The sequence below is a fragment of the Pseudoalteromonas sp. SWXJZ10B genome (assembly GCF_015864475.1).
GTDB lineage: Bacteria > Pseudomonadota > Gammaproteobacteria > Enterobacterales > Alteromonadaceae > Pseudoalteromonas > Pseudoalteromonas arctica.
Map to the genome: position 1 here is coordinate 247,366 of NZ_JADYXD010000002.1, position 11,662 is coordinate 259,027.

Consider the following 11,662-nt stretch of genomic DNA (forward strand, 5'->3'; position numbering starts at 1 on the left):
GAGAAAACCCATTGTTCGACGCGAAGCGGCGTCGATGGGATGAATCGGAATAACTAGCCCTGATCTTGAATGTATTTTCGAATTGTATCAGCAGAAGCATTTCCAACTGAGCAAGCAAAATACCCGTCAGACCAAAAGGTTTTCTCGATCCAGAATTACTTTTTCAACTACTTAAATCTCGACCATAGGCTTTGTGTCGTTGATTGTTTAATTCTACGAACATAACTCGCAACACAAATGGTCGGGGAAATCGTAAGCAATATGTGTATATGATCTTTGTCTACCTCGATCTCTTCAATATTAAATTCTGAGCGCTCTGCAATTTCAGAGATTTTTTGTTTTACACATTCACCTAAGTTACCTTGTAGCAATTGCCTTCTATATTTCACAACTAAGATTAAATGTAACGCTATTAGATAGTTGCAGTGTGATTTAGTTTCATATTCCATCTTGACAACCCTTTCATATACAGTAGTCTATACAGTATATGAACAAGACGCTTAGATACAATTACAGACTGAATCCTACGCCAGAACAAGAAGCTAAACTCATAGAGTTTGGCGCGACAGCGCGTGGTATTTGGAACTTATTGCTATCTGAAAATAGGCGTCGATATGAGTTCGATAAAACATTCTTGTTCTACAAAGATATGGCCTCGCTTCTTAAGGAAATAAAGCCTTTTGAAGAGTTTACGTGGATTAAATCTTTTGACTCGGCAGCAGCTCAGCAAGTTGCTCGCGACTTAGAAACAGCGTTAAAGAACGCAATCTCGAAAGGCCGTTTGCAGCGCTTTCCAAAGCATAAAATCTCATACAAACAGAAAAAACTTCACAACGATTCATTTCGAGTGGTAAACAATTCTAATTGCATCCGTATTGAAGATGGCACTATCAGTATTCCAAAAGTTGGTAAAGTGCCTATCATTTTACATCGCGAACTGGCGAGCAAAATCAAAACGGTAACTATTCAGTATCGCCACGGTAAATGGGAATGCAGTATTACTCAAGAAGTGGAGTGCAAAACAGCGCTTCGCGTTTTAAAAACAATCACAGGTTTTGACATTAACTCAAAGCAAACGGTAGTTGGCTCGAACGGCTACGTGGGCGACAATCCAAAGTTTTTAAAGCAATCAAAAGCAAAATTAAATCAATTGCAACGTCAGCTTGCTCGCCGAAATAAAGGCTCAAATCGCTGGCACAAAACAAAACAACGCATCAATAAATTACACGGTAAAATCTCAAGGCAAAGGCTCGACTTTGCACACCAAATCTCACGACAGATAACCAATGGAAATGACATTTTAGTGTTTGAAGATTTAAACGTAAAAGCGATGCAAAAATTCAATGGCAGCATGGTGGCCGACAATGTGATGGCTCTGATAACTCAGCTTTCAAAATACAAGGCTGAGCTTGAAGGCAAGCTCTATCATGAAATTGGTCGATTTGAAAAATCGACTGGGATTTGCGCAGAATGCGGCCAGCACCATGTTTTAACATTGAACGATAGACATTTCATTTGTGTGGCTTGCGGAGCGAATCAAAATCGCGACCTTTCAGCGGCTAAAAGCATAGCGAACACAGGTGAGTTAGACTTAATAGCGGCTGGAATCGTCGCAAGGGTTAATCCCACTTCTCAGCGGAAAGCAGCTAATAAAATAAAAGTCTTCGAGCTATCGAAGTTTGCTGTTGGATCTGAGAAAAAAGAAGCAGCCTAGCATTCAAAAGCTAGACTGTAGAAGCCGATTGATCGACACGTAGTGGCGTCGATGGGTAGTTCACTAGTATGGCTACAACCACCTAACACGATACAAATAAACTAATACTAAATATGCGAGAAATGGCTTTAGGTGTATTTTTGCTGTTAAGCCTGTGAGTTTTATGCTTCACAATGAGTACAAGGTACTCATTATTAAAAATAAACACTTTTCTCAGAGCGTTAAACTTAGCATGGTTGTTTTATTAATTTAATGGGGTATGTTTTAGAGGAGTTCCACTGGCCAACATACAAGTTATCGTCTTGATCTACGCAAATACAATGCACGTGATTAAAAATGTCCCCGTTACTTTGCATCGGTTGTAGTTCACCGTTTATGTACTGGGGTTGCGGTGCTCCTAAATTAGCTATGAGCGTGTTATTTTTATCAAATATACTAATAAAGCCAGAGTCGTCAGCATTTTTATTGTCAATATGCGACCAGCAAACAGGTGCATAAAATAGTTCGCCTTTGAACACGGGACCGCCAATATATGCCCCATTAGCGCTAATTCTATCAAGGTACTTACCATCAAACGAAAATACTTTTAAACATTGCTCAAAACGAGAGCTTACTATTAATGTGGGATTTGATGGATCGCGTAAGTCTACTTCAATACCGTGGGTGTTGTGTAAATTGTAATTTTCGTCATCATTATGGTGACCGCCCCAATGGTTTATATAGCGGCCTTGTTTATCATAATGCAGTAAAAAGTCGCTACCATAACCGTCGGTTACGTATAAGTCCCCATTGGGGGCAATGGCAATATCAGTAGGGCGAAAAGGTTGCTCGGGTTTATAAGCACCGCACGTTTGTGGATGGCCAATACTGTAAATCAGTTTGCCATCTAAGGTCATTTTGGAAATAAAGCCAGCCTGTGGAATGACATTGTTAGTAGGGCTATCCCATTGCTCTGTGCTGTGACCATCCCAGTGGCGATTAACAATCCAGCCACTATCTACAACGTATAAAAATTCTTGCTCGCCTTCTTTTACAATTTTTATAGCGTGTCCACCAGGAAAAGAGCTTCCAAAAGCGTCAAGTAATTCACCGTTTTGGCTATAAACTAAAATATTATTAGTCGTGTTATCGGTGATCATAAATATTCTCCCTTGTGAGTCCATCACCATCGCATGACAATTTTCTATAGGGTATTTATTTGGGTTTAACTTCCCCCAGTGGGCGTCTATTTTGTATTTAAATTGACCTTGGCCAATTATTTTCCCGTGCGGGTCTTCGTCATTTTTAGGAGTAGCGTGAGGTATAAGGTGTTTTTGCTCTGAGGTTAACATACAGAATTTTCCATATAAAAAAACCAGCTTATGCATTGGGCTATAATGCATAAGCTGGTTTAGGCTAGAAGGTTACTTTAAGTGCGTTCTTTTGCTTTAAAATTTAAAATAGCATCATCGTTAACGCGATTTAAAGGGTAATAAACAGCTTCGTTTTCTTTAAATGGTTGGTTGCTAATCGCATTGTAAGCACTGATCATTGACCAGCGAGGTTCTGCAGCACGGTTTTGATTTGATTTATGCAGTAAATTACAGTGGAAAAACAGTACATCACCTGGTTCAAGTTCTACATTGATAAGTTCATGGTACTTCATTGCTTCTTCTACAAACTCTAAACAGGCGCCTTTTTGGTCACCCGTTTTACTGTGATCTAATCGTCCCAAATGATGTGAGCCTTTAAGTACTTGCAAGCAACCATTTTCTTGCGTCGCTTTATTAATGGCGACCATACAGCTAATTGATTTTGGATAAAGCATGTAGTTATCACGATGCCAGTAGCCAAAATCTTGATGCCATTCCCAGGCGCCACCTACAAATGGTTCTTTCATCATAATTTTAGTGCTGGTGTGGTACACCTCTTCGCCAATAAGTGTTTCGCATACTTCAATTAAACGACGACCGCGAGAAAACATACTGTATAAATCGTCGCCTGTTTTTTGCCATAAACAGACTTTACTTACAGCGCCGTCGGCGTCTTTTTTGTCCCATGCTCGCTCATAGAGTGTATCGTCATTAAAAGCAGTTTGTTGTAATAGCTCAATTTCATCAGCGCTGTAGTAATTTTTGACAATAATATAACCATCACGGTGAAAATCAGCTATTTGTTGTGGTGTTAAATAAGTGTGTGACATAAATATATTTCCATTTTCTCTTACAGTTGTATATTGTTAACAATGATTGCTCGGTTAAGCATTTAGGTCAAGCGTAATTTATATAAAAATATAGAATTCATATATGAATGGGTTTTGTTTTATTAAGTTATTGATTTTAAATTATTATTGAAAATTTCAAGCTAAATAAAAGTTTTAAATTTATATATAAACAAACGTATTGTTTATCAATTTTAAAAGGCATAAATAAGTACAAATGAACGATAAATCAAAAACTAAATATGCAGTTCCTGCTTTAGATAAGGGGTTGGATATATTAGAATTTTTAGCAAAAAATAAAAGGCCTTGTACACAAAGTGAGATAGCGGCTGGTATTTTAAAAACACCTAACGAAGTCTATAGAGTACTTGTTGGGCTTGAAAAACGCGGTTATCTAATTCGCTCTGAAACCTCTGGTCGATATCATTTGTCATTAAAGTTGTATAATTTATCGCGAAGTATTTCACCAATGGATAATGTACTAAAATCGGCCTTGCCACATATGGAAGATCTAGCTGTAAATATTGAACAGTCATGTCATCTAAGTATGCTTTATCAAAGCCAAGCTATGGTGGTAGTGCAAGCGCGTAGCAAAAGCCCTATGCATTTGAGTATTGCAGAGGGGGCTTTATTTCCACTTAGTAGCTCAAGCGCGGGTAAACTGCTTTTAGCTAACAGTAATGACGAAGTGCGGCAAATGCTTATCGAACACGATGAAATTTACAGTGCTAGTAAAGACGCCTATAAAGCATTATTAAATGAGCTAAACACAATCAAAGTGCAAGGGCACATAATGCAAAGCAATCCACTTATCGCCGGAGTACACGATTTTAGTGTCTTAATTGGCAAGCCTAATGCAAATTTAATAGCTGCATTGACCATTTCTTCTTTTGACTCAACCCTAAACACTCACGCTAATAAACACAGTGTAATTAGCGAGCTTAAAAATACCGCCCAAAAAATAACCTCGTTATTAGAGCGCTAATACCAACTGGCGCTTTTGTAGGAAGCAACCCGCTCAACAATCATGCATAAGTCTCAGTACTTTACTGCTTGCTTACAATGTCGAATAAAAAACCAACGCTAACTGTAAAATAAATGGTCAATTTGTTTGACTTAGTTAGCTAAACTAATTTATTGTAAAGTTAATTGTTAACAATATTATGATAACAATAAGCATCCCGTAAATAATCCGTCAACGATTACACGTAATAAACACAATATTTAGGTGCAAAAATGACTAACACACAATTTAAATTAAATGCGATTTGCGCAGCAATGCTGATAACGTCTCCTGTAAGTTATGCCGCACAGGAAAACGAGACAACTGTACAAAGTGATGTTGAAGTTATCCAAGTAACTGGTATTAGAAGCGCATTAAGTAAATCTGCGTCAATAAAACAAGACTCATCGGGCGTGGTAGATGCTATTTCAGCTGAAGATATTGGTAAGTTACCAGATACTAACCTAGCTGAATCGCTGCAACGTATTAGTGGTGTATCAATCGACCGTGCAAACAATGAAGGCAACCAAGTTAGTGTCCGTGGTTTTGGTCCAGGTTTTAACCTTGTTACCTTAAATGGCCGCCAAATGCCTAACTCTTCTGTATTGCAAGAAGCGGGTGTTTCACGCAGCTTTAACTTTAGAGAAATAGCAGCAGAAAGTGTATCGGGTGTGTCTGTTTATAAAACAGGTAAAGCGAATGTAGCCTCCGGAGGGATTGGCGCAACCATTAATATAAATACAGCAAAGCCGTTTGATTTTGATGGCTTTAAAGCCTTTGCTAATGCAAAAGGAATATTAGATACCAGCTCTGAAGATTCTAATTTAACACCTGAAATTTCGGGAATGGTTAGCCAAACATTTGCAGACGATACATTTGGTGTTTTACTTGCGCTGTCGCATTCAGAGCGAGAAAGTGGCCGAGAGCGCGTAGGTACATCGCAAGGCTGGGTACGTAATCGCGCTAACCCCACAGGAGTAGATAGCAGTGCAATTGATACAACAGCTAATCCAACGGGTACTTATTGGGTACCTTGGACGCCAGAAATGGAGCGATTTGAAACTAAGCGCGAGCGTCAAAATGCGCAGCTGGTTTTACAGTATGCTCCAAGTGATAACTTAACGGCTACGCTTGATTACACTTTATCGCGCTTTGAAGAAACTAGTAACACAAATAAAATGGCATTTTGGTTCGATAATCCAACCGGTACAACTGATGCCAACGGTACGTTAGTTGATATTAAAAATGCAAATGATGAGTTGAATTTTTGGGCGTGGGAACTCTACGAAAAAAAAGAAAATGATTCACTAGGCCTTAACTTAGCGTGGCAAGCCAGCGATTCATTGAAACTTACGTTTGACGCTCATAACTCTACATCGCACTCAAACCCTGATGGAGATACTGCCGAAACGATTGCTAACTTAAAAAATGTACCGGGTTCTGTTAAATCAATTGGTGCTAACTTTTCGGGTGATATTCCGAGTATTACTGTCGATGACTCTACATTGCCAGGCGGTGCATACGATCCTGCTAATATCGTATCTGATTTATATCAGCGCCGTGGCTATGAAATGAAAAATACCATTAAGCAGTATCATGCAAGTGGACAATGGGAGAATTTGAAGAGTGGGGCACTCAGCGCTATTAATTTTGGTGTAATGTATACCGATTACCAAATTGATACTTATCTTTCTGAGCAGTTTTCATTTGTCGATATTCCCCTAGACAACCTAGGGCTAACCTTTGATGAACAAGGTGACTTTGCTGATGAGTTTTCAGGTTCGGATCAGCTATTTCCATTTATTCCACGTTACAGTGCCAACGATTTTGTAGATATTGTCAGAGATGAAGGATTATTTATTGAGCCAAATATTTCTACAAATGGGGTTGAGGAGCAAACGCTCGCGATATATGTATCATTTGCTCTTAAAACCGAATTTAACGATATTCCAATTGATATGAATGTCGGTGTGCGCTACGAAGACACCGATGTAACAGGTTATTCAGTCAAGCCTGGGGTTGTTGCTTTTAACTATCGTCATGCTGAAGAACTTCGCCCTGTATTTGCTGCAACAGCAACACCGCAGGAGCTTGAAGGTGGTTATACACGTATATTACCAAACTTTGATATAAGCGCCGACTTAGATGACGGCTTTAAAACTCGTTTTTCATATAGTCGTACATTAGCCCGTGCAGGTATTGGTGGTATGTTCCCATCAACTACCATTAATGCCCGTCCTGAAGGACCGTTTAATGCATCGCAAGGTAACCCTAACTTATTGCCAATTACATCAGATAACTTTGATTTTTCAGTTGAGTGGTATGGAGACGACGGAAGCTATGCATCGGTTGGTTACTTTAAAAAGTTTGTTGAAAACTTCATTGGTGCAGGCGTAGTGCAAGGTACGCTAAATGATGTAAATGGCGAGCCGTTACGCGATCCAAGTGTTAACCCCCGCCCTGGTTGTCCTGATAGTTCAGATACACCTAACCCAGCATGTTTAAGCCAAGCGTCAGACCCGATTGTTAAATTTGATATTGCAACGCCAGATAATCTTCAAAATCGTGAAGTAGATGGTTGGGAATTAAATGCGCAGTACATGGTGCCTGATACAGGCTTTGGCGTCGTTGCTAATTATACGATAGTTAATAGCGATGAATCGTTTAAACCGTATGATTTTGACCAAACAATTGCACTAGCAGGACTAAGCGACTCAGGTAATTTGGTCGGCTTTTACGAAAACGATGATTACCAAGTTCGTTTAGCCTATAACTGGCGCGATGATTTCTTACTGTCTTTGGGAACTGAGCCTACATTTACAGAGGCGTACGGTCAGCTAGATTTTAGTTTTAATTACACCATTAACGACACCTTGGGTGTTAGCTTTGATGCACTTAATTTAACTAATGAAACAACACGCCGCCATGGTCGTTTTGCAGAGCAATTAGTATCTGCTGAGCAATATGGTCCGCGCTTTAGCATTGGCTTAAGTGGTAAATGGTAAATGATAAGTTAGTTTTTGACAAATAATACAAAACGACAGCTCAGCGCTGTCGTTTTTGCCTTTTAACTAACGAGGTTGCTATGAACGATGATATTAAATCAATAGTAATAGTTGGCGGTGGAACAGCAGGATGGCTAAGTGCAGGAATAATTGCAGCTTATTTACAAAAGCATCACAGTAAAAAAATAAATATTACGCTGTTAGAGTCATCTGATATTCCAACAGTGGGAGTAGGTGAGGGGACGTGGCCTACTATGCGAAGAACCCTTAAAGATATGGGAATACGTGAGAGTGAGTTTATTCAAAAGTGTAATGTGTCGTTTAAACAAGGCGCCAAGTTTGCCAAATGGATTACAGGTGAAGAAGACGACTATTACTATCACCCGCTTGAACTACCAACAGGGATGTATGAACATAACTTAGCTACTAGTTGGCTAACTAAAAACGAGCCAAAACTTCCTTTTGCCCAGTATGTAAGTGCGCAGCAATCAATATGCGAAAGCGGATTAGCTCCCAAACAAATCACCACACCCGAATTTAGTGCAATAGCAAATTATGCTTATCACTTGGATGCAGGCTTATTCGCTACATTCTTAAAAAACCACTGCATTAATAATCTTAATGTTAAACACATTGTAGGCACTGTCGTCGGTGTAAACAATTGCACAAATGGCGATATTAAAAGCGTTAGCCTTAATAATAAAATAGAGATAGCTGGGGATCTATTTATTGATTGCAGTGGCTTTAAATCGTTATTACTAGGTGAGAACTTAGGGGTGGGGTTTAAATCTTGTAAAGATGTATTATTTGCTGATAGTGCGCTTGCCATACACATGCCATACAAAGATGACGAACCAATATGCTCGCATACTTTATCTACAGCACAAACATCTGGCTGGATTTGGGATATAGGGTTACAAACACGCCGTGGAGTAGGGCATGTGTACTCTAGTAAACACATTAGTGATGAAGATGCTAAGCAGCAATTATTTGATTACTTAAATATTAATAAAGATCAGCAAAGCGAATACAAAGTTAAAAAGCTTAGTTTCGAACCAGGACATCGTGAAAAATTTTGGCATAAAAACTGTGTCGCAGTAGGCCTCTCAGCTGGTTTTTTGGAGCCACTGGAAGCCTCTGCTTTATTACTGGTAGAAATATCAGCCAATTTTGTTGCCCAGCAATTTCCGGCCAATAGGCATGTAATGAATATAACTGCGCAGCGTTTTAACCGCACATTTAGTTATCGGTGGGAGCGAATAATCGACTTTTTAAAGTTGCATTATATGTTGAGTAAACGAACCGACAGCCCATTTTGGCAAGCGCACTGTCATCAAAGTACTATTCCACAAAGCTTAAAAGATAACTTATCACTTTGGGAATTTCATACACCAAGCGATAACCACTTTGATCATTCACAAGAAGTGTTTCCAGCAGCAAGCTATCAATATGTGATGTATGGCATGGGGTTTACAGGCTCAAGCGAACTGTATGGCAACTCAGAAAGTTATTTTAAAAAGGCCATTGCGCTTGTTAATAACAACCAGCAAGTCACCCAAAAATTACTTAATAAATTACCTACAAATAAAGAATTATTAGTGCAAATTAATCAATTTGGTATGCAGCAAATATAGTTAAAACATAAGAGCGACACACTATGACAAACTCAGTATTACTCGATAAAAATACACATAAGTACACTCGCATTAAAACTGAGCGAGGTGCACAGTACGGTGAGGCAATAAACTACATTCCGGTTGTTGCCGATGAGCTTTCTCAACTTGCATTAGACTACCCAGTCTATTTTATGAAAAATAATCAGACTGGGCAATTTGAGCTGTTTGCTTTAACCGGTTTTGATGAGGGACAAAATCTATTTTTACAAAAGGATATCTGGCAAGCTACTTACGTGCCATTACACATTCAGCGACAACCATTTAAGCTAGGCGTAGGTAATAGGCTTTCAAATAATAGTGAGCAAACCCAGTTAGCCGTTACAATTAACGAGCAGCACCCAAGAGTAAGTAATAGCGAAGGGGTACAATTATTTGATGAAAATTCAGAGCCAACTGCTTATCTAACTAATGTGAGTGAGCAGCTAATTAAGCTTATGAACGGCGGCGAACGCACAACCGCGTTTATCAATACCTTACTAAAACACGATTTAATTGAAGCAGTGCAGCTAAACATCACTCAACCAAATGGCAAAACACAAGGCTACAATGGCTTGTATTCTATTGCCGCAGATACACTACAACAACTATCTGCAGAAACACTAAACGTTCTGCACTCAATGGGTTACATACAAGCTTGTCATCTAATTATATGTTCGAGCGGACATGTTCAAAAATTAGTAAAATGGTTACACGATTTAAAATAAGTTTTTTATTAATTAGCGTTACTTACACCCACTGATTGTTCGTGTGAATTAGTTAATGCTCATACCTATGAAATAAGGAATGAACTACAACTCGAGACTATTATGTGTTCACTTCTTAGGTTTTGGAGTTCGATTATTTGCCTTGGTTTTGGTATCATTTAACTTATCGGCTTGTATCGCAATGGGAAATGTCTAGCCAGTAAACATTGATGATTAAGAGAATGGACATGCTCGAACAAATAGAACAATGGATTGATGCAACAAATATTAAATATAAAAACCAAAGAATTAGCTGTGAAAAATTTGCCAGTGAGTTTGCTGGGTTTTATCCTACTGAATTTTTAAAAAATGCCTTTTACGTTATTGTCGATGAAATACCCAAACCTAACTTTCCTTTTTTGCGTGAAATGGGGCTAGGCGATTTTATTGACATGGATGCGGCTGGTACTACATACAAAAACACTTACTACATGCTTCCTTACGTGGCTGATAATTTAGCTGTGCATTTTCATGAACTTGTTCACGTAGCCCAATGGAGTGAACTTGGCGCCGAGGCTTTTATGTTGCGTTACATAACCGAAATTCAGCAGGTTGGTTATGCAGCTGCGCCACTTGAAGTCATGGCGTATGGTCTTGATAAGCACTTTACAAATAATGGCAAGAAAATAAACGTGCCTGAACACGTGGTTCAAGCGTTGTAGTTAATGAACATTTTCAAAGGATTGATATGACACGCTTTACAGTTTTTTTACTGAGCTTACTTAGTGTAAATGCCTATGCCGCATCGTTTGATGACGATATTGTGGCTGCGTTACTTGAAAGAACAACACACAACGTTACTTACGATGGTGCTTATCGCTCCATTGCATACCCTGGTGGCGATGTGCCCGCTAATGTAGGGGTGTGTACCGATGTTGTTATTCGATCATATCGACTTTTAGGTATTGATTTGCAAAAGCTTGTGCATGAGGACATGCTAAAAAGCTTTGAGTTATATCCCTCTAAGCGTATTTGGGGTTTATCCAAACCTGATAAAAATATAGATCACCGCCGTGTGCCAAATTTACAGGCTTACTTTAAAAATCATGGTCAAGTGCTCACTAAATCAAGTAACGCGAAAGATTATAAAACGGGTGATATTGTAACGTGGATGCTGCCAGGTAATTTGCCGCATATTGGTATGGTTGTGAATGAGTTAGCAAAAGACACAGGGAATCCATTAATTGTTCATAATATTGGACGAGGACCTGAAAAAAGCGACATGCTTTTCGATTTTAAAATTACGGGGCATTACCGTTTCGTCCCAGAAGAATATAAATAACCAGATTAAAAATAATCAGATTATAAATATGAGTTTTCT

9 protein-coding genes and 1 pseudogene are annotated in these 11,662 nt (G+C 38.9%); 7 read left to right on the forward strand and 3 right to left on the reverse strand.

All coding sequences use genetic code 11. From position 1 onward, the window contains the following. Positions 1-53: 53 nt before the first annotated feature. Positions 54-449 (reverse strand): annotated as a pseudogene (gene tnpA / locus I6F54_RS03010) (IS200/IS605 family transposase). Between the two features lie 38 nt (positions 450-487). On the opposite strand from tnpA, the gene I6F54_RS03015 reads away from it, so the two are divergent. After that, the gene (locus I6F54_RS03015; RefSeq protein WP_197139627.1) at positions 488-1,714 is read left to right on the forward strand and encodes an RNA-guided endonuclease InsQ/TnpB family protein; all 1,227 of its coding nucleotides are present in this window, start codon (positions 488-490) and stop codon (positions 1,712-1,714) included. Between the two features lie 227 nt (positions 1,715-1,941). Here the strand turns inward: I6F54_RS03015 and I6F54_RS03020 are convergent, their stop codons facing one another. After that, positions 1,942-3,045 (reverse strand): 6-bladed beta-propeller, encoded by a 1,104-nt coding sequence (locus I6F54_RS03020; protein ID WP_165727464.1) that lies wholly within the window; start codon positions 3,043-3,045, stop codon positions 1,942-1,944. Between the two features lie 77 nt (positions 3,046-3,122). Then, positions 3,123-3,896 (reverse strand): phytanoyl-CoA dioxygenase family protein, encoded by a 774-nt coding sequence (locus I6F54_RS03025; RefSeq protein ID WP_007378079.1) that lies wholly within the window; start codon positions 3,894-3,896, stop codon positions 3,123-3,125. A gap of 235 nt (positions 3,897-4,131) precedes the next feature. On the opposite strand from I6F54_RS03025, the gene I6F54_RS03030 reads away from it, so the two are divergent. From I6F54_RS03030 to I6F54_RS03055, 6 genes are all read left to right on the forward strand, one after another. Continuing rightward, a complete protein-coding gene (locus tag I6F54_RS03030; protein WP_166419038.1) occupies positions 4,132-4,899 on the forward strand; it encodes an IclR family transcriptional regulator in 768 nt (255 codons plus the stop codon). A 251-nt stretch (positions 4,900-5,150) separates the two neighbouring features. Continuing rightward, positions 5,151-7,922: a TonB-dependent receptor gene (locus tag I6F54_RS03035; protein WP_197139629.1), complete on the forward strand. Its 2,772-nt coding sequence runs from the start codon at positions 5,151-5,153 to the stop codon at positions 7,920-7,922. An 80-nt stretch (positions 7,923-8,002) separates the two neighbouring features. Continuing rightward, positions 8,003-9,556: a tryptophan halogenase family protein gene (locus tag I6F54_RS03040; protein ID WP_197139631.1), complete on the forward strand. Its 1,554-nt coding sequence runs from the start codon at positions 8,003-8,005 to the stop codon at positions 9,554-9,556. Positions 9,557-9,579: 23 nt separating this feature from the next. Next, positions 9,580-10,302, forward strand: coding sequence for a SapC family protein (locus I6F54_RS03045; RefSeq protein WP_166419035.1), 723 nt, complete (start codon positions 9,580-9,582; stop codon positions 10,300-10,302). Positions 10,303-10,523: 221 nt separating this feature from the next. Next, the gene (locus I6F54_RS03050; protein WP_197119167.1) at positions 10,524-11,003 is read left to right on the forward strand and encodes a hypothetical protein; all 480 of its coding nucleotides are present in this window, start codon (positions 10,524-10,526) and stop codon (positions 11,001-11,003) included. A gap of 26 nt (positions 11,004-11,029) precedes the next feature. Further along, complete coding sequence (locus tag I6F54_RS03055; RefSeq protein WP_197112166.1) at positions 11,030-11,623, forward strand: DUF1287 domain-containing protein; 594 nt, start codon at positions 11,030-11,032, stop codon at positions 11,621-11,623. The last annotated feature ends 39 nt before the right edge of the window (positions 11,624-11,662 follow it).

Bases quoted from the DNA above. Each gene is read 5' to 3' on its own strand.
- I6F54_RS03015 (WP_197139627.1), top strand. From the start codon at position 488: ATGAACAAGACGCTTAGATACAATTACAGACTGAATCCTACGCCAGAA.
- I6F54_RS03020 (WP_165727464.1), bottom strand. From the start codon at position 3,045: ATGTTAACCTCAGAGCAAAAACACCTTATACCTCACGCTACTCCTAAA.
- I6F54_RS03025 (WP_007378079.1), bottom strand. From the start codon at position 3,896: ATGTCACACACTTATTTAACACCACAACAAATAGCTGATTTTCACCGT.
- I6F54_RS03030 (WP_166419038.1), top strand. From the start codon at position 4,132: ATGAACGATAAATCAAAAACTAAATATGCAGTTCCTGCTTTAGATAAG.
- I6F54_RS03035 (WP_197139629.1), top strand. From the start codon at position 5,151: ATGACTAACACACAATTTAAATTAAATGCGATTTGCGCAGCAATGCTG.
- I6F54_RS03040 (WP_197139631.1), top strand. From the start codon at position 8,003: ATGAACGATGATATTAAATCAATAGTAATAGTTGGCGGTGGAACAGCA.
- I6F54_RS03045 (WP_166419035.1), top strand. From the start codon at position 9,580: ATGACAAACTCAGTATTACTCGATAAAAATACACATAAGTACACTCGC.
- I6F54_RS03050 (WP_197119167.1), top strand. From the start codon at position 10,524: ATGGACATGCTCGAACAAATAGAACAATGGATTGATGCAACAAATATT.
- I6F54_RS03055 (WP_197112166.1), top strand. From the start codon at position 11,030: ATGACACGCTTTACAGTTTTTTTACTGAGCTTACTTAGTGTAAATGCC.